This is a genomic window from Flexivirga meconopsidis (assembly GCF_026162425.1).
GTDB classification, from domain to species: Bacteria; Actinomycetota; Actinomycetes; order Actinomycetales; family Dermatophilaceae; genus Flexivirga; species Flexivirga meconopsidis.
Window position 1 is genome coordinate 66165 of sequence record NZ_JAOBQJ010000004.1, and the last position, 17854, is coordinate 84018.

Genomic DNA, 17854 nt, shown 5'->3' on the forward strand with positions numbered 1-17854 from the left:
CGGGCGTTGGCCTGGCGGCGGAAGGACGCGGCGCGTTCGTGCTGCTGGGCGTGGTCCGAGTCTGGTCCCGGGACGCGGCCCGGTCTCGTGCCGCCGCTGTCATCGGGGCCGTCGTCGACGCGCGCCGATCAGCTGCCGACATGCCCTCTCGCGTTGCTGCGGAATCGACCGACTGTCGTTGAGTCGCGACTGCTGCCGGGCGACCCCCGCTCTGACCAATCAGGCCCAGCGGCGCCGCGCTGGCCGCGACCCCGGCGGCGACCGCGGACGCGGTGGCCGCGGCAACCACCGGTATGGCGACCTTGTGACGAGCGAGCGTGGTGCGTGCGCGGTGACGACCCACCGGGGAGTGCGCGCGGTGTCGCCCTGCGTAGCTTTTCAACGATTTCTACCTCAGCTGATGGACGTGGGCTGCGTAGCCGCATGGGACAGGGTACCGAGCATTGACTGGCCGCACTGCAGCGCCTTGGCGCTCAACCGGATGCGAGAGTCGGCGTGTGTGACCGCGTCGGCCCAGCCATTCTTGACGACATCGGGACAGTTCTACGGGCTATCACGGCTGCTGCCACGTGATCGTGATGATCGGTAGCATCGGCTACGAAGAAACCGAGTCGGATGCTTGACCGTTGGGAGGCGTGGTGCTCAAATCTGTTGCTCCTGAGGGGGTGCCCGCCGTCTCGATGAGGATCGACCGGTCCGACCAGATGCTGTTACTCAGCATCACGGGCGTCGCTGGCCTGGTCGTCGCAATGACGATGGCCATCTTCGGCCTGCCGCCGGTCGACATTCACAGTCCGTTCCACTACGCGGGCATTATGGATCCGCTGTGCGGCGGGACCCGGGCAGCGCGATTGACAGCTCAAGGTCATCTGCAGGCGGCGTGGCGGTATAACCCGCTAGGGATCCTGGCCACGGTAACGGCGGCGTTGGCTCTGGCGCGGTTCCTGGTCGGTCTGGCGACACACCGCTGGATCGCAGTTCGTTGCGCCTGGACCCCGAGACGTCGACGTGTCGCCTACGCCGCCGCGATCGCCGCGATGGTCGTCCTGGAGTTCCGGCAGCAGGGGCGCGCGAGTCTACTGATGCAGCGGCACTGACCCGCCAGGGTGCGGCGTACGACAGGTTGATCAATTTCGAGGCCAGGTGTGTTCGGTAGGTCATTGGGCTTTTCGTTACATGCCGGAGTAGTTGTGCATACCGGCGAAGGTGGACGACAGATTTACCAGGGTGAAGTTGGCCACGACGGCCAGGTATCCAGCTAGAGCGATGTAGGTGGCGCGCCTGGATTGCCAGCCGGCGGTGGCGCGGCCGTGCAGGTGTGCGGCGAACACGATCCAGACGATGAAGGTCCAGACCTCTTTGGGGTCCCACTGCCAGTAGGCGCCCCAGGCTTCCTGCGCCCAGATGGCTCCGGTGATGAGGGTGAAGGTCCACAGGATGAAGCCAACGATGTTCATGCCGTAGGCGGCGCGCTCCAGAGTCTCAGCGTCCGGTACGACGGCGAGCAGCCGGTGTCCGGCCATGGTGGGGTGGGTTTGGCGGCGGCGCTGGGCCAGTTGTAGCAGGCTGAGCGGGAACGCGATGGTGAAGAATCCGACGGCGCAGATGGCGATGGTGACGTGAATGCCGAGCCAGTAGCTTTGCAGCGCCGGCAAGAGTTGGGCGGCGCCGGTGTAGAACAGCAGCACGGCGGCCATCAGGGCGGCCAGGATCAATCCGGTGACGAATGCCCCGAGCCATTCCCAGTGTCGGCGTCTGGCCAGGGCGGCGTAGACGGTGGCGGCTGCCGCGCTGGCGGCGATGGTGAATTCGTACATGTTGCCGTTGGGCGGTCGCATCACGGTGATGCCGCGGAGCACGACCGCTGCCAGGAGGCAGGCGGCGCCCAGGTACGTGAGGTTGACCGCGACGGCCGCGATTTGCCGGGCGTGCCTGGAGTCGCGGGGGTCGCATGCTGCGGCTGCCGGCGGCGACTGCTCGGGGGTCTCAACGTGACTGTCGGCGGCAGCCAGGTGATGGCTTCCGGACACACTGACCGGCGTGCGGGCCTCAGCCACGATCGCGGCTCCCAGGGGCCGGGTGCGGGCGGCCAGGTAGAGCGCGAAGCAGATCAGGGTGACGGTGAACAGGCCCATGGCGGTGTAGACGGCCAGGTTGGCGTACGGGGCAAGCGCGGGATGGATCATCGGGGTCTCCTGTCGGGGGGCGCCTGACTGGTCAGGCGTGCGATGTGGTCGGCGAGCTCGTGCACCACGGCGGTGAGGGTGGGGTCGGTGCCTTTGGCCAATGCCCCGATGGTCACCACGGCGCCTGGCTTGTCCCCGGCGCTCGGGTCGGGTGTGACGCGGATGAAGACGCGGCGCCGCTTGACCAGCAGGGAGGTGATCAGTCCGGCGGCCGCGGCCAGTGCGGCCAGCAGCGTGAGGGTCTTGCCGGGGGTGTGCCGCACCGACAGGCCGGCCCAGCGAACCGTCCGGTCGAAGCTGATCGAGCCGCGCCCGTCGGGCAGCTGGACGGTCTGCCCGGGTGCCAGGCGAATCAGCAGTGGAGCCCCACCAGGTTTGGTCAGCCGTTTCATCTGGCTGGTGTCCAGCGTGTACACGGACTGTGGTGCGTTGCCGGGGAACAGGTTCCCGGTCCACACCGATGCCACCAGGACCGGGTTGCGCAACCCGGGGAACAGGGAGGTGGGTCCACGAGTGAAGTTCTGGTCGGCGGTGGGCAGGAACAACCCGTCCAGCCCCAGCTCCTGGGGTGCGGCGGTGGTGACTTTGACGACGCCGGTGGACAGGTAGTTACCGTCCTGCGGCAGGAACGGGGTGGCGTCCTGGTAGACGACCGCGCCCTTGGCGTCGCGGACGGTCAGGACCGGTGCGTACCCATTGCCCAACAGGAACACTTCCGCGTCGCCGATCCGCAATGGGCTGTTGACCGCGATCTGCGCCGGGTGTGGTCGGCCGGTGCCGGTGTCCACGGTGGTGTCGGCCAGAAACTTGCGCGGCTTGCCGAATTGGCTGCCGCCGACCTTGTCTTCGAAGGTGACGTTCATCTTGGTGACGTTCAGGTTGAACGAGGGCAGGTCCGCCGGGTTGACCAGTGGCCCGGCGCTGAACGTGTCCAGGGAGCCCAGTGCGGTGGAGAAGCCGCTGCCTTCGGGAACGATGACATCGGCGCGCCAGCTCCACAGGTGACCGATGGCCACCCCGACGATGACCAGGCACAGGCCGATGTGGAACGCCAGATTGCCGGTCTCGCGCAGGTAGCCGCTCTCGGCGGACAGTGTTGCCGGGTCGTGGCCGTGAACGCGGAACCTGCCGCGGCTCTTCCCGAGTCGGCCGGGCCGGCCGCGCAACGCCTGGCGGGCCGCCCCCAACGCCTGCTCTGCTGACACGGCGGTGACGATGTGGGTGTGTGCGGGAAGGCGGTCCAGTCGGCGCGGTGGCTTCGGTGGCCGGGACGTCAGCGCGCGCAGGTGGACTCGGGTGCGGGGCAGGATGCAGCCGATCAGTGAGATGAACAGCAGCAGGTAGATCGCGGAGAACCACGGGGAGGCGTACACGTCGAAGAAGCCGAGCCGGTCCATCCATGGCCCGCTGCCTCGGTGCGCGGCCAGGTACCGGGTGACTTTCCCGGCGTCGATGTTGCGCTGTGGAAACACCGATCCGGGGACCGCTGCGACGGCCAGCAGCAGCAGGAGGAACAGCGCGGTGCGCATGCTGGTGAGGTTGCGCCATACCCACCTGCCCCACCCGAGCGGTCCGAGTCGGGGCTGGCGTACGTCACCGGCGCGTGGCTTCGCGCGGGCGGGTGCGGTGGCCATGATCTACAGCACCGTCTGGAATTGGGACACCAGGCGGGACTGGAGCCAGGTGATCGCGACTTCCCAGACGCCGGTCACCATCAGGGTCCCGACCAGGGCCAGGGCCAGGCCGCCGGTGACCTGGATCGGCCGATGGTGCACGCGTAGCCAGCCGCTCACGCGTCCGGCGCGCTGGTAGGCGCCGGCCATCACGATGAAGGGGACCCCGAGGCCGGCGCAGTACGCGGCGGCAAGGGCGGCGCCGCGGGTCACGGTGTGGGCCTGCGCCGATAGCGGCGCGGCCATCGCGAGGATCGCGGCCAGCGCCGGTCCCTGGCACGGGCTCCAGCCGAGTCCGAAGACCGCCCCCAGTAGTGGTGCCCCGGCCAGCCCGGCGGCCGGTCGCCAGGACGGTGCCCGGGCGAACCGGTTACCGACCCCCAGGAACAGGACGGCCATCAGCAGGACCAGTGCGCCGCCGATCCGCAGCAGCAGCGGCTGGTGGGCCTGCAGTCGCAGGCTTAGCGCGGAGATCGCCACAGCGGTCAACAAGTACACCGCGGAGAAGCCGGCCACGAACAACACCGCGCCCAGGAGCATCGGGGATCGGCGGCGGTGTTCCAGCGCGACGTCGGACAGCCCGGTGATGTAGCCGAGGAACCCGGGCACAAGTGGCAGCACGCACGGAGAGGCGAACGAGACCAGCCCGGCCAGCACCGCCACCGCCAGCGCCAGCAGGAATGGTCCCGCGGCCAGCTGCTGGATCACCGGGTACCTGCGGCCGGTGTGCTGGGGATGACGTCCTGCACGAGCCCGACCAAGGTCGTCGCGTCAACCGGGCCCAGCACCCGGGCGGCGATCCGCCCTTGCTGGTCCAGCACCAGGGTGGTCGGGGTCGCCGGGGCCATCCCGTGCAATGCCAGCAGTGACTTGCCGCCCTCGTAGGCAAGTGACGGGTAGGGGATACGGTTCTTCACGACGAAGGACTGCGCCGACGCCGCCGATTCCTTGATATCCACGCCGACGAACGCGACTCCCGGTCGGGCGGCCCGCAGACGGGTGTAGGCCTTCTTCAAGTCCGGCGTCTCCTGGATGCACGGTGGGCACCAGGAGCCCCACACGTTGACCACGACGCCTCCGGTGCGGCCGGCCAGCGACCAGGTGGCCCCGTCGATGGTCGCCCCGGACAGCTGGAGCGGCTTGCCTCGGTCAGCCTGTGCGATCTGGGCGACGGTTCCGTCGCCGGCGACGTACCCCTTCTGGTCGCCGCCCTGCGCTTGCGCGGCGACCGAGTCCGGGTTGGTGGTGCCGCAGCCGGCCAGCGCACCGGTTCCGGCAAGGCCCAGCACGGCCAGCAGCATGTGGCGCCGGCGCACAGCGGGCCGATTCACGTCAGGCGCCGGGGTGCGCAGCGCAACGACCGGTCCCGGGTGTACAGCCAGCCGATGCAGGCCACGCCGGCCAACGCGAGCACGAACGCGGCCAGTTGCGTGCCGGTCATACCCCACAGTGGCCGCTCGTCGACGGCGCGGGTGGCGTCGGTCATGAGCCGTTGGGTGGCGTACCCGATGACGAACAGGGCGAACACGGCGCCTTCCGGGTGCGGGCGCCGCACCAACAGCCACCAGAGGAAGGCGGCGAGGATCAGGGCACCGACAAGGTCATATGCCGGTGTCAGGTGGTAGCTGCACCCGGCGAAAAACCGTCCGACGTCGGCGCAGGATTCCCCAACGCCTGGGGGGCGCGCGGGGCTGGGGCCGAACCCGGGTGCCAGGTCGGCGCCGAACGGCACCCGGTATGCCAGCGCGAACGCCGAGGTGGTTGGTTTGCCCAGGTGATCGGTGAGCAGCAGGTCGCCAACGCGACCGATGCCGATGGCCAGCGCGATTGCCGGGGCGGCAAGATCCAGCACGAGACGTAGCGGCAGGTGGTTGTGGTGCAGCACCAAGAGGGCCACCGTGATCGCGACGATCAGCCCGCCAAACAGGGCCAAGCCGCCGTTCCAGATCTGTAGCACGCTGCCGACGGAGTCGAACTGGCCGGGGTGAGACAGCACGAAGTCGGCCCGGGCTCCCACGATTCCCGCGGGTATCGCCCACAGGATCGCCCGCTCGAGAACAGCCCACGGCAGGTCGTTCCGGCGCGTCAGCCGCCGCAGGACCCAGTACCCGACGAAGATGCCCACCGCCGCGAGAAGTCCGTGCGGGGAGATCCCCAAAACTCCCGGCACGGGCCGGTAGCCGATGCCCAGCGCCGGGTTGAGGGATGGCGCGCTCATCGGTTCATGCCTTCGGCTCCGCCCGGCCGGCCAGGATGGCCCCTGCGAACGCAACGACGGCGGCGGTGGGGTAGCCGACGGTCAGGTCGGTCCAACCGGAGGGGTTGCCGCCCATGTGCATCACCGCATGCACCGCCGCGATGACCAGGCCGATGAGCATCAGCGCCTGGCCGATCCGCACGAGCCGTCGGTGCCGTCGCCAGCGGGCAGGCATGGACAGCGGGGCAGGTGGGGTGTCGGGCATTCCGGGATCGCTCCAGTCTGGGTGTGTGTGTGCTGATATCACCGAGGGCACCGGGCGCGCGGAAGCCGGGGCGCGCTGTGGATCCACGTGTTTGCTCGGCTCGGGCTGCGGACCAGGTTGTTGGAGGGCGTCTATCGCTTGTCCAGCAGGACACCGTCTCCATGCGGTGGGTAACCGCCGAATTGGGATTGCTGTAACCGGCTGACCTCGGCGCGCAGCTGTTCGATCTCCTTGCCTGACACTGGGTCGGCACTGGGGCTCTGGGACCGCCCCGGGCGCATCATCAGCCACATCATCAGCCCCATCCCAACGGGACATGCCAGGACTGGTAGGGCGTACAACCAATTCATCGCCTGAGCCTCTCCACGAGTCGTTTACGCAAACACCATACACGAATCAACTAAGGAGATTAGTAGCAGTTTCGACGCAACGCCCCCAGTCAACGGCGCGACGCCCTCAGTCGGCCGAGCTGGGCACCGAGGCGGCAGCTGCGGGAGCGGCAGTTGGGCAGTAGTCCATCCGGGTCGCCGACGCTGCCGGACCTACCGCCACCGCTACCGGTAACAGCAGCATTCCGATGGCCGCCGATGCGACCAGAGCCGCGCCGACGCGGCCTAGCGGTCTGCGCGGGTTGATGAGGCGACGGACCCTCGCCCCGGCGGTCGAGCCGCCCGCAGCCAGTGCCGCCACTGGCGCGGATGCGCTGCTCAGTGTCAGCAGGGCGTCAGCGAGGGCGAGACGGTTCCCGTCCTGACCGATGGCCACGTCGTCGGCCAGCAGTTCAACCAGCCGCGCGCTCTCGGCACGGGCGGTCGCAAACAGTGGCACCCGGGGGAACGCCTTTGCGGTTGTCTGTGACCAAGCGAGAACCAAATCGTGCCGCTGCCGGGCGTGGGCTTGCTCATGGCGAAGCACCAGCGTGAGTTGTTCCTCGGTCAGGAGCTGCAACGCGCCCGAGGTGACGACGATCCGCCGATGGCGCCCGGGCAGGCAGTACACCGCTGGCCGGTCGGCGCTCAGCACAACGGCACCCAGGCCGGGAACCGTCGTGCCGACCAGGTCCAGGGCGGTTCGATGACGGGACCTGCGGCGGCGCGCATCCGCCAGCACGACGGTGAGGCACCAAGCTAGCCGTCCCAGGAAGGTCGTCATCAGGATCGCCCCCGTGGCGGCAGCTGCCGCTCCGCCGGGCGACGAGTACTGGGCGCTCAACGCCATCGCGCATGCGCGCAGTAATTCTGCGAGGCCTCCGCTGACACTGGCGGTGGGGATCAGCAGGGCGACGCCAGCGAGGGCGACCGCTGCCACGACGGACACTGTCAGGCATTGCCACGCAACAATTGCCAGTCGCGGCGCCCGGTCGCTCCAGCCGCCGGCCAAGAGCATCCAAGGGCCTACCAGCGCGACCATGGCGGCGTAACTCAACAGAACTACTGCCGTGGTCACTGTGCGCCCTCGGAATCGGGATCTGAGCGGTCGGAGCGGGCGGCCTCGAGCAGCGTGCGAAGTTCAGCGGACTCGGCGGGGTCCATTTCTTCCACCAGCCGCACCAGTACGGCCGAGCGGTCCTTGGCCTCAGCGAGGGCCTCACCCATCAGCTGTGCGACATAGTCCTCCCTGCTGGCTGCGGCGGCGTACAGGTTGACCCGCCCGCGCTTGCGTCGGGTCAACCATCCCTTGCGAAAAAGGATGTCCATCACCGTCTGCACCGTCGTGTATGCCGGCACCGGGCTGCGCTGGAGTTCCTCCAGCACATCCCGGACTCGGACCGGGTCGCCAAGCGCCCACACCTGGTCCATGATCGCGGCCTCCAGGTCGCCAAAGCGCGGCATCTGCAGGACTCCTTCTCCAGTCGTAGACTTGCGTGCGCACATCCTAAGCGGCTTAGGGAAGAGTGCCGACCCGCCGAGAACTTCCTAAGCAAACTAGTAGAGTGTGCGCGTGCCTCATCTCAAGCGAACTATCCCGACGACCTACGCGGCCACGACCGGCGGCCGGACCCGCAGCTGGATGTGGCTGGCGATCGGTGTAGTACTCGTGATTGTCACCGGCGTGGCAGCCCTGACTTTCGCAGCGCCGAGGTCTCGGTCGGCGACTGACAGCCAGGCGGGCGCACAGATCGGCGGAGACCTGCACACGGTCTTCTTCAACGCCGGCACGCTGTACGTGGGAGGTCATGACGCCGTGGTCACCTCCACCGACAGTGGCCAGCACCTGCGACCGATTACGTCGCTGACCGGCGCTGATGCGATGGGCTGGGCCGCCTCAGGGAGCAGCCTGCTCGTCGGGGGCCACCCGGGTCTGTTCCGCTCGGTGGATCAAGGAACCACGTTCACCAAGGTCACGGCGCCAGTCTCCGACGTGCACGCCCTCGGCGGCGCCGGAACAATGCTCTACCTGGGGTCCCCACAAGCCGGCCTGCTCGCCTCCGAAGACGGCGGCCGCACCTGGGATCTGCGCACGGCACGCCAAGGGCAGGACTTCATGGGCACCATCCTGGTCGACCCGAAGAACCCCTCCCGCGCCCTCGCCCCCGACATGGCAACCGGGCTGATGCGCACCGTCGACGGCGGCCGCACCTGGTATCCCGCTGGCGGCCCTGTCGGCGCGCTGGCGGCCGCCTGGAACCCCGCTGACACCCGCCAACTCGTCGTCGTCGGCATGACAGGTGCCGCTGCCAGCCGCAACGGCGGCGCCACCTGGCAACCGCTCAGCGTTCCAGCGGGAACCTCCGCCGTCACCTTCGGCCCCGGCGGCACGGTGCTTGCTGGAGTCCTGCGGGACCAGCGCGCGGTGATCTACGCCAGCAAGGATCAGGGGAAGTCGTGGTCGGGAACGGCCAAGTCGGCGTCCCACACTGGTGGCTGACTGCGAACCAAGCGCCACGAACCCGCAGTTGTGATCGGCTCCGCACCCAACTGCCGCCCACCGCACCAACCGACCACACGAGAGACCCGACGCGATGACACCACGGAAATCAAAACCGGACCTGAGTGCCCGACAGGTTCGCCTGGACCAGCTGCGGCGGCAACAGAGCAGCCAGTCCCGCCGACGCACAATGATGTGGGTAGGAGCGGTCGTCGCCGCGCTCGTCGTCGTGGGCGGCGGGGCTTCGTGGGCCGTGCTCGCCAACAGGCCCGCGCAGGTATCACTGGGGGCAGTCAAGACCTACCCGGTGTCCCGACCCGGCCATGTCACCACCACAGTGCGGTACCCGCAGACGCCCCCGGTCGGAGGCGACCACGACCCCACTTGGTTGAACTGCGGCATCTACTCTGCGCCGGTGCGAAACGAGAACGCCGTCCACGATCTTGAGCACGGAGCCGTTTGGATCACTTATCAACCGTCGCTGCCCGCCGCCCAGGTCAAGGCGTTGCGGGAACTGGTCGGTGGGCAGACGTACCTGACACTTTCGCCGTACCCAGGCCTACCCGCACCAGTGGTCGCGTCTGCGTGGGGTGTTCAGCTGCGGCTGCCGAACGCGACCGATAAGCGGCTGCAGGCGTTCGTGTCCAAATACAAGCAGGGCCCTCAGACCCCCGAGCCTGGCGCTCCCTGCACCGGCGGCACCGGGTCGCCGGTGAAGTGACCCCTCGGACCGGTTGGGCACGAGGACGGCTCGCGCATTGACTTGCGGCCCGTCGCGCTGGCCTGGCAGTGTCCCTCAGTCGAGCACTGGCCTCGTCACAGCGTCGCGCGCAGACGGGACATCTGAGCAATCTCGGCCCGTTGCGACGTCTCGATCGCGGCAGCGAGAGAGTCTACGGCGGCGTTATGGGTAAGGGGCTGAATGGCCTCGGTCATCGTGACTCCGCCACGGTGGTGGGCGATCATGAGTGTCAGGAAGCGTCGGTCCGCGGGCGCGCCGACGAAAGACCGCAACTGGCTGACTGCGACTCCGACGCCATCCCCCGCATCCTTGCACCCAGATGTGTCGTTGTCTGACGGACGTGAGTCGTCGGCATCCAGGACATCGGTGGCTGTGTTGCCGCCTGAGGTAACCGCCATAGCTCGAGCCATCCGAACATTTGGCCGGCCTGTTGTTGCTGGGTGCTGATGATGTCGTAGGCGATCGTCCTGATCGTTGGATTCTTGCTCTTGTCCCGGATGATGAAGGCCATCTGGGCGGCCTGGGAGTGATGGACCTGCATGTCGCGGGCAAAGCCTGCCTCGGCGCTGTTGTCGTCGGGCACGGCGTGGCCGAGGCGATAACCTATGACGCCTGCCAACAGAGCTGACAGAACAGCTGCCGTGACGCATCCCAGAAGCAGCGCCCGCCAACGAACCGAGGTCGTGCCTGACTGCGTCTCCGCGCCCGTTCGCGCGGGCACCGGGTGCAGCGGTGTGCCTATCGAGCTGCCGGGGTCGTCAATGATCATGCTTTCCGTTCGTGCTGTTGTTTGATCAGTGGAGGCCGTGCTCGTGCGTGGCATGGGTGGCCGGTTCGAGCTGGAAGGTGGAGTGCTCAAGGTCGAAGTGGCCACCGAGGCAGGCTTGGACCTGGTCCAGTAGTTGCGGGGTGTGTCCGTCGGTGAAGCAGGAGTCCTCGGCAAGCAGGTGCGCGGACAGGGCGGGCAGGTCGGTGGTGACGGTCCACACGTGCAGGTCGTGCACGTCGACGACGTGTTCGACTCCGAGCAGGTGGGTGCGGATGTCGTCCAGGTCGATCCCTTCCGGGGCGGCTTCCAGCAGCACCCTCCCCGAGTCGCGCAGCAGCCCCCAGGCGGCGTGCAACATCAGCGCGACTACGATCAGCGACGCGACGGCGTCGGCGCGGGTCCATCCGGTGACCAGGATGACGATCCCGGCGATCACGGTGCCGATGAACCCGTACAGGTCGGTCAGGATGTGCTGGTAGGCGCCCTCGACGTTCAGGCTGGTCCGGTTCGCCCGGGCCAGTAACCACGCGGCGCCGATGTTGACCGCGACACCGACCAGGGCGACGACCAGGACCGGTCCACCCTGCACAGTGGGCGGGTTGATCAGGCGGCGGATCGCCTCGATGCCGACCACACCGGAGACCACCAGCAAGGTGATCCCGTTGCCGGCCGCGGACAGGATCTCGGCGCGTTTCCACCCGAACGTCCACGCCCCGCGTGCGGGGCGGGCGGCCAGTCGCATCGCCCACAGCGCGGCGGCGATGGCACCGACGTCGGACAGCATGTGCCCGGCATCGGACAACAGCGCCAGCGACCCGGACGCGAATGCGACGATGACCTCGCCGACCATGAACAGGGCCAGCAGGATGAGCGCGCCACGCAGGTACCGACGGTCAGCGTTCGCGGCGACCCCGTGTGCGTGACCGTCACCGTGCCCCCCGTCGTGGCCGTGTCCGGGCGGTCCGGTGACCGCTGATGCGGCGTGCCCAGCCGTGTCGTCGGACGGGACGCCGGCGCACCTTCCTTTGTCCGCAGGTGGTGTACTCACGCGGTCCGTCTCCCGACAGACACGTCCGTGACAGCAATCTTGGGCTGGCAGCACGAATCGGCGCACCCGGGCGCGCACTCGCACGCGGTAGCGTCGGCGTTGTCAGTCTGCTCGGTTGGCGCCACACAACCGCAGGACTCGCCGCGCCAGGCCTGCACGCCCTCGCGGACGGCGGCGGCGGCGATGATCAACCCCACGACAGGGTCGGCCCACCACCAGCCCAGCCCGGCGTTCAGCAGCAGCCCCGCCAGCAGCACCGTCGACAGGTAGGTGCACAGCAAGGTTTGCTTGGAATCCGCGACTACCGACCCTGAGCCCAGTGCCCGCCCGGTCCTTCGCTGCGCCCAGGACAGGAACGGCATCACGATCAGGGAGAGGGCAGCCAGGACCACACCGACCGTGGAGGTGTGCGGGGCACCGGATCCGGCGAGTGTGCGGACTGCGTCGACGGTGACGTAGGCCGCCAGGGCGAAGAACGCGAAGGCCATCAGTCGCAGCGCTTGCGCTTCCCGGGACTCGGGGAGGTGGTGGCGGAACTGCCACAAGATGATCAGCCCTGAGGACACCTCGACCACCGAGTCCAGTCCGAACCCGACCAGGGCCGACGATCCGGCGACCCGGCCTGCGGACACAGCCACCACCGCTTCGACCAGGTTGTATCCGACGGTGGCCGCCGCCAGCTGTTGAGCCCGCCGACCGAGCCGCGCCCGGTCTGACTCGGGAGCCACCGCGGCTGACACCGTCACCGCGGCTCCGCTGCGGCCGCGCCGAAGGTCGGGCACAGCGTCACCGCGTCCCGGGTCACTCCCAGCAGCACCTCGGCCTGTCGGAGCAGGTCCAGTAACTCAGGATGTTTCAAGGAGAACATCGAGGCTCGGCCCACGGGCCGGGACGCGACGAGATCACAGTCCTTCAGGCAGGCAAGGTGCGCCGAGACCGTCGACTGCGCCAACCCCAGGTGCGCGGTCATATCCACCACTCGGTGCTCTCCAAGTGCCAAGTGCTGCACGATCGCCAATCGAGTCGGGTCACCCAAGCTTTTGAACATGCACGCCGCGGCTGTCAATGCCTCGACCTCGTCACCAGCTGCGGGGGTGGCCGCGGATGCCTTCGTAATCATCGCCATTGCCCGATGATAGCGCCTGTTGCGGTTTGGTTCAGTTCACCGTTGCGTGTGCTCGCAGCGGGCTGGCGTGGATCAGCGCGGTGGTGAGCCGGGGGATCTGGGTGGTGAGCCGTCGTTCGGTGCGGTGCGCGGTGTCGTGTGCGGTTTCGACGAAGATGTCGTCGGCGATGGTGACGTCAGCTTCGGCGTGCAGGGTGTGACCGATCCACCGCAACCGGATTGCCCGGACGCCGAGAACGCCCGGGGTGTCGAGGATGACGGTGCGGGCTTGGGCGACCAGGTCGGGGTCGACGGCGTCCATCAGGCGGGCGCCGACCTGCTTGACGGCCGACCGCAGGACGCCGAGGATCGCGATCGCGATGAGCAGTCCGATGACCGGGTCGGCCCAGGGCAGCCCGGCCGCGACGCCGACCGCGCCGACGACGACTGCCAGGGAGGTGAACCCGTCGGTGCGAGCGTGCAGCCCGTCGGCGACCAGGGCCGCGGATCCGATCTGGCGGCCGACGCGGATGCGGTACCGGGCGACCAATTCATTGCCTGCGAAGCCGATGACACCGGCGGCCGCGACGGCCCACAGGTGGGACACGTCGTGCGGATTCAGCAGCCGGCTGATGGCTTCCCAGCCGGCCAGCACACTAGACAGGGTGATCATCGCGACGACGAACAGCCCGGCGAGGTCTTCGGCGCGCCCGTACCCGTAGGTGTAGCGGTCGTTCGCGGGGCGTTTGGCCAACCAGAACGCGATCAGCAGCGGGATCGCGGTCGCGGCGTCGGCCACGTTGTGCAGGGTGTCGCCGAGCAAGGCGATGGATCCGGTGAAGACCACCACGACGGCTTGCAGGATGGCGGTGGCCGCCAACGCGACCAGGCTGATCCACAATGCCCGTCGGCCGCGGGCGTCGGCTTCCAGGGCCTCGTCGACCTGGTCGGCGGTGTCGTGTGAGTGCCCGCCGGTCAGGTCGGAGACAGTATGCCGGAAGCGAGCCCACCGGCCACCCGAGTGGCTGTGGTCGTGCCCATCATCGTGGGCATGGTCATGGTGGCGTTCGTGGTCGTGGGGGTGGGTCATGACGCGCCGCCGCCGATGCGGTGGTGGGCCGGGATGTCGTCCAGCAGGTGCTCGACGTGACCGATGGTGTCGATCACCAGCTGCCGGACGTGCCCGTTCTCCACCCGGTACAGCACCGAGGTGCCCTGCTTGCGAGTGGTGACCAATCGGGCCATCCGCATCTTCGCCAGGTGCTGAGAAACCGCCGGACCGGGCTTGCCGAGCGTGGCGGCCAGGTCGGAGACGGATTCCTCGTCATCGAGCAGGAGCCCGGCCAGCTGCAAACGGGTCGGATCGGCCAAGACCCGCAGAACCTCGACCGCGAGGTTCACCACGTCGTCAGCCCACACTGGTGGATGCGTATCTGCGTGCATACGCACATACTAAAGCTTTAGGATCGAAGTCGCCAGTTCGACATGCTGGGTGCCCCGGTGGCGGGCCTGGCAGGACTCACCCGGCGGGACCTGTGGGCGCAATGTCGTGCGGGTCAGTTGATCGCCCCTGATTTGGGGACGCACCCGAACCCGACTACCGGGGACGTGCGCCCACGGCGTTCAGTGGGTCGAGTCCTTCGGCGATGGGCCAGTAGTAGACCCAGGTGCCGCGGCGTTCGCAGTCGATGAGTCCGGCCTCGCGCAGTTTGCGCAGGTGGTGGGACACGGTGGGTTGGGAGACGCCGACGTCCTGGATGTCGCACACGCATGTCTCGCCCGCGCAGGACGCGATCCGGGTGTACAGCCGGAGCCGGACCGGGTCTGAGAGGGCTTTGAAGACGGCCGCGGCGCGCTCGGCGGTTACGGCGTCGAGGCCGTCCCCTGGCACGCATGCGGTGTCGCACGCCGGCGTCGCGGCGGATGGTGTGCGGGTCGTCTTGGTTGCGGTCACCACACCATATTGACAACCATCGATGCAATGCGCAACGCTGACCATATCGACATTCATCTAATCAGTCGTCTAGTCAGAAGGTGTGGTCGCTGATGGTTTCCGTTGTCCCCCAAGAGCTTCCGGTCGCTGTGATCGGTGCCGGACCGATCGGTCTGGCCGCCGCTGCGGAGTTGGTCGGCCGCGACCAGGAGGTCGTGGTGTTCGAGCAAGGCGACGAACCGGCGGCCGGGGTGCGGTCCTGGGGGCATGTGCGGTTGTTCTCCCCGTGGTCCGAACTGACCTCTCCTGCTGCGGAAAGGCTGCTGGCACCGACTGGGTGGGCGGCACCGAACGGGAAGCGGTACCCGACCGGCACCGCGTGGATCACGGACTACCTGGCCCCGTTGGCGGCAGTGTTGGGCGACCGGGTCCGCGTCGGTGCCACCGTGGTCGGTGTGTCGCGACTGGATCGGGACCTGCTGGTGGAGTCCGGCCGCGACGAGCAACCGTTCGTGCTGCACGTGCAGTCCTCTGATGGGTCGATCGAGCGGGTGTTCGTTCGGGCCGTGATCGACGCGACCGGCACGTTGAGTGTGCCGAATCCGCTGGGTTCGGAGGGATACCCGGTCTCCGGTGAGACCGCGCACGCCGACCGGATTCTGTACGGCATGCCGGACGCCACAGCGGATGGCAACCCGTGCGCGGGTAAGGCTGTCGCGGTCGTCGGCTCCGGCGCGTCAGCGCTGACGTCGCTGATCGCGCTCACCAGCGACGAGGTCCACACCCCCGGGTCACGGGTCGTGTGGGTGCTGCGCCGCGGGACGGTCGGTAACTCCTACGGCGGCGGCGACGCCGACGAACTCCCCGCCCGTGGTGCCCTGGGCGCCCGGGTCCGTGAAGCCGTCACCGATGGCCGGATAGAGGTCGTCACCGGGTTCCGCGCCATCGCCGTCGAAGACGCCGACACCACCCACTACAACAACAACGGCAGCGACAGTGACAGTGACAGTGACAGTGACAGTGACAACGATGCTGATGGCCGGGTTGTCTTGGTCTCCTCTGATGGTCGCCGCATGGAGGGCTTGGATCAGGTGGTGTGCGTGACCGGGTTCCGTCCCGACCTGTCGTTCCTGTCCGAGGTGCGCCTGGACTTGGATCAGCGGTTGCAGGCACCGGCCAAGCTCGCCCCGGAAATCGACCCGAACTGGCACTCCTGCGGGTCGGTGCAACCCCACGGGTATGACGTCCTGGCCCAGCCCGAAGAGGGTTTGTTCCTGGCCGGGATGAAGTCCTACGGGCGTGCGCCGTCGTTCCTGGCGATGACCGGGTACGAGCAGGTCCGTTCCATCGCCGCTGCGTTGGCCGGTGACCTGGACGCCGCCAACGAGGTGGAACTCACGCTGCCCGACACAGGGGTGTGTGGCGGGGCGGGTCTGTTCGACTCCGAGGAAGGCTCCGGCGGCGGTTGCTGCGGCCCGGTCGGTCCGCAACCGGTCAGCCTCGGCGGCCTGTCCACCGCGGGTGGTCTGGGTGGTCTGTCCTGATGACCACAACCCAACAGGCTCCGGCCCATGATGCGGTGGTGGGAAATCTGTCCACCCTGGACCGGTTCCTGCCGGTCTGGATCGGCGCCGCCATGGTCGCCGGGATACTGCTCGGGCGCGCCATCCCCGGCCTGGACAACGCGCTGAGCGCCGTTGACATTCAAGGCGTTTCATTGCCGATCGCGCTCGGGCTGCTGATCATGATGTACCCGGTCCTGGCCAAGGTCCGATACGACAAATTGGACTCCGTCACCGGCGACCGGCGGCTGCTGGTCACCTCGCTGGTGCTGAACTGGGTGATCGGGCCGCTGCTGATGTTCACCCTCGCCTGGGTGTTCCTGCCCGACCTGCCTACCTACCGCACCGGGCTGATCATCGTCGGCCTCGCCCGGTGCATCGCCATGGTGATCATCTGGAACGACCTGGCCTGCGGCGACCGCGAAGCCGCCGCCGTGCTGGTCGCGATCAACTCCGTCTTCCAAGTCATCATGTTCGCCGTCCTGGGCTGGTTCTACCTGTCGGTGCTGCCCGGCTGGCTCGGCCTGCACCAAGAACATCTCAACGTGTCCGCGTGGAAGATCGCCGGGTCCGTCCTGGTGTTCCTCGGCATCCCGTTGCTGGCCGGGTACCTGTCCCGCCGCCTCGGGGAGAAGGCCAAGGGTCGCGCTTGGTACGAGGAGAAGTTCCTGCCCCGGATCGGACCCTGGGCCCTGTACGGCCTGTTGTTCACCATCGTCATCCTCTTCGCGTTGCAGGGCCACCAGATCACCGGCCACCCGCTCGATGTGATCCGGATCGCGGTGCCGTTGCTGGTGTACTTCGCCCTCATGTGGGGCGGCGGGTACGCCCTCGGGCGGGCTGTAGGCCTCGGCTACGAACGCACCACCACGTTGGCGTTCACCGCCGCAGGCAACAACTTCGAATTGGCCATCGCTGTCGCGATCGCCACCTTCGGAGTCACCTCCGGACAAGCCCTCGCCGGTGTCGTCGGCCCCCTCATCGAGGTCCCCGTCCTGGTCGGGCTGGTCTACGTCTCCCTCGCCCTACGCAACAGATTCACCCACACACCGCCGGAGACAATCCATGCCTGAAAAGCCCCGCCCCGCAGTGCTGTTGGTGTGCGTCAAGAACGCCGGGAAGTCACAGATGGCCGCCGCCATCACCCGCCACCTGGCACCTGAGGTCGCGGTGTTCTCTGCGGGCACCCGACCAGGAACCGCAGTGAACGAGGCATCTCGGGCAAGCGTCGAACGCATCGGCGCCACCATGAACGGCGAACACCCAAAACCTGTTGATCCGGCCTTGCTCGGCACCGTAGACCGGGTCGTCCTAATCGGCGCCGAGGCCACACTCGACCAGCCACCGAAGGCACCAATGGAACGTTGGGACACGATCGAGCCCTCCCATGACGGGATCGAGGGAGACGAACGGATGGACCTGATCCGCGACGACATCACCAACCGAGTCCGTGGCCTCCTCACTCGACTCCGCACCGACGACAGCAAGTCCTGACGCGACTCGATC

At 68.0% G+C, this 17854-nt stretch carries 20 protein-coding genes and 1 pseudogene; 6 read left to right on the forward strand and 15 right to left on the reverse strand.

The window, feature by feature from the left end:
* Positions 1–635 precede the first annotated feature (635 nt).
* Positions 636–1097 (forward strand): DUF2752 domain-containing protein, encoded by a 462-nt coding sequence (locus N2M23_RS13755; RefSeq protein WP_171157448.1) that lies wholly within the window; start codon positions 636–638, stop codon positions 1095–1097.
* 75 nt (positions 1098–1172) lie between these two features.
* On the opposite strand, the gene ccsB is transcribed toward N2M23_RS13755, so the two are convergent.
* The 8 genes from ccsB to N2M23_RS13795 all read right to left on the reverse strand — a co-directional run bounded on the left by ccsB (position 1173) and on the right by N2M23_RS13795 (position 8153).
* Complete coding sequence (gene ccsB / locus N2M23_RS13760; RefSeq protein WP_171157450.1) at positions 1173–2186, reverse strand: c-type cytochrome biogenesis protein CcsB; 1014 nt, start codon at positions 2184–2186, stop codon at positions 1173–1175.
* Complete coding sequence (resB, locus tag N2M23_RS13765; RefSeq protein WP_265446233.1) at positions 2183–3820, reverse strand: cytochrome c biogenesis protein ResB; 1638 nt, start codon at positions 3818–3820, stop codon at positions 2183–2185. Before resB ends, ccsB begins: the two co-directional genes overlap by 4 nt.
* 3 nt (positions 3821–3823) lie before the next feature.
* Positions 3824–4567, reverse strand: a complete 744-nt coding sequence (locus N2M23_RS13770; RefSeq protein WP_171157454.1) for a cytochrome c biogenesis CcdA family protein — start codon at positions 4565–4567, stop codon at positions 3824–3826.
* Positions 4564–5190, reverse strand: a complete 627-nt coding sequence (locus N2M23_RS13775; RefSeq protein WP_265446234.1) for a TlpA family protein disulfide reductase — start codon at positions 5188–5190, stop codon at positions 4564–4566. Before N2M23_RS13775 ends, N2M23_RS13770 begins: the two co-directional genes overlap by 4 nt.
* On the reverse strand, positions 5187–6077 hold the full coding sequence (locus N2M23_RS13780; RefSeq protein ID WP_171157456.1) for a prolipoprotein diacylglyceryl transferase: 891 nt from the start codon (positions 6075–6077) through the stop codon (positions 5187–5189). Before N2M23_RS13780 ends, N2M23_RS13775 begins: the two co-directional genes overlap by 4 nt.
* 4 nt (positions 6078–6081) lie before the next feature.
* Positions 6082–6321 (reverse strand): hypothetical protein, encoded by a 240-nt coding sequence (locus N2M23_RS13785; protein WP_265446235.1) that lies wholly within the window; start codon positions 6319–6321, stop codon positions 6082–6084.
* Between the two features lie 456 nt (positions 6322–6777).
* A complete protein-coding gene (locus N2M23_RS13790) occupies positions 6778–7629 on the reverse strand; it encodes a M56 family metallopeptidase (protein WP_171157462.1) in 852 nt (283 codons plus the stop codon).
* Between the two features lie 134 nt (positions 7630–7763).
* Entirely contained in the window at positions 7764–8153 is a 390-nt protein-coding gene (locus N2M23_RS13795) for a BlaI/MecI/CopY family transcriptional regulator (protein ID WP_171157464.1), read from the reverse strand.
* Between the two features lie 109 nt (positions 8154–8262).
* Here N2M23_RS13795 and N2M23_RS13800 point away from each other — a divergent pair, with 109 nt between their 5' ends.
* Positions 8263–9189 carry a beta propeller repeat protein gene (locus N2M23_RS13800; protein ID WP_171157467.1) on the forward strand — a complete coding sequence of 309 codons (927 nt, stop codon included), beginning with the start codon at positions 8263–8265 and terminating at the stop codon, positions 9187–9189.
* A 193-nt stretch (positions 9190–9382) separates the two neighbouring features.
* A complete protein-coding gene (locus N2M23_RS13805) occupies positions 9383–9910 on the forward strand; it encodes a DUF3105 domain-containing protein (RefSeq protein ID WP_246242782.1) in 528 nt (175 codons plus the stop codon).
* 95 nt (positions 9911–10005) lie between these two features.
* On the opposite strand, the pseudogene N2M23_RS13810 reads toward N2M23_RS13805, so the two are convergent.
* The 7 genes and pseudogenes from N2M23_RS13810 to N2M23_RS13840 form a co-directional block, all read right to left on the reverse strand.
* A pseudogene (locus tag N2M23_RS13810) lies at positions 10006–10754 on the reverse strand (DUF305 domain-containing protein).
* A complete protein-coding gene (locus tag N2M23_RS13815; RefSeq protein ID WP_171157476.1) occupies positions 10726–11748 on the reverse strand; it encodes a cation diffusion facilitator family transporter in 1023 nt (340 codons plus the stop codon). Before N2M23_RS13815 ends, N2M23_RS13810 begins: the two are co-directional and overlap by 29 nt.
* Entirely contained in the window at positions 11745–12494 is a 750-nt protein-coding gene (locus tag N2M23_RS13820) for a cation efflux transmembrane domain-containing protein (RefSeq protein ID WP_171157479.1), read from the reverse strand. Before N2M23_RS13820 ends, N2M23_RS13815 begins: the two co-directional genes overlap by 4 nt.
* Positions 12491–12874, reverse strand: a complete 384-nt coding sequence (locus N2M23_RS13825; RefSeq protein WP_171157481.1) for an ArsR/SmtB family transcription factor — start codon at positions 12872–12874, stop codon at positions 12491–12493. The genes N2M23_RS13820 and N2M23_RS13825 overlap by 4 nt, the downstream gene beginning before the upstream one ends.
* A gap of 31 nt (positions 12875–12905) precedes the next feature.
* On the reverse strand, positions 12906–13943 hold the full coding sequence (locus N2M23_RS13830) for a cation diffusion facilitator family transporter (protein ID WP_171157485.1): 1038 nt from the start codon (positions 13941–13943) through the stop codon (positions 12906–12908).
* Positions 13940–14296 carry an ArsR/SmtB family transcription factor gene (locus N2M23_RS13835; protein WP_171157487.1) on the reverse strand — a complete coding sequence of 119 codons (357 nt, stop codon included), beginning with the start codon at positions 14294–14296 and terminating at the stop codon, positions 13940–13942. The genes N2M23_RS13830 and N2M23_RS13835 overlap by 4 nt, the downstream gene beginning before the upstream one ends.
* Positions 14297–14450: 154 nt before the next feature.
* A complete protein-coding gene (locus tag N2M23_RS13840; protein WP_341870601.1) occupies positions 14451–14807 on the reverse strand; it encodes an ArsR/SmtB family transcription factor in 357 nt (118 codons plus the stop codon).
* 92 nt (positions 14808–14899) lie between these two features.
* Between N2M23_RS13840 and N2M23_RS13845 the strand changes: the two genes are divergently transcribed.
* The 3 genes from N2M23_RS13845 to N2M23_RS13855 are packed head-to-tail and all read left to right on the forward strand — an operon-like array spanning position 14900 to position 17842.
* Positions 14900–16330 carry an FAD-dependent oxidoreductase gene (locus N2M23_RS13845; RefSeq protein ID WP_265446240.1) on the forward strand — a complete coding sequence of 477 codons (1431 nt, stop codon included), beginning with the start codon at positions 14900–14902 and terminating at the stop codon, positions 16328–16330.
* Positions 16330–17421, forward strand: coding sequence for an ACR3 family arsenite efflux transporter (gene arsB / locus N2M23_RS13850; RefSeq protein WP_171157491.1), 1092 nt, complete (start codon positions 16330–16332; stop codon positions 17419–17421). Before N2M23_RS13845 ends, arsB begins: the two co-directional genes overlap by 1 nt.
* Positions 17414–17842, forward strand: a complete 429-nt coding sequence (locus N2M23_RS13855; RefSeq protein ID WP_171157493.1) for an arsenate-mycothiol transferase ArsC — start codon at positions 17414–17416, stop codon at positions 17840–17842. The genes arsB and N2M23_RS13855 overlap by 8 nt, the downstream gene beginning before the upstream one ends.
* The last annotated feature ends 12 nt before the right edge of the window (positions 17843–17854 follow it).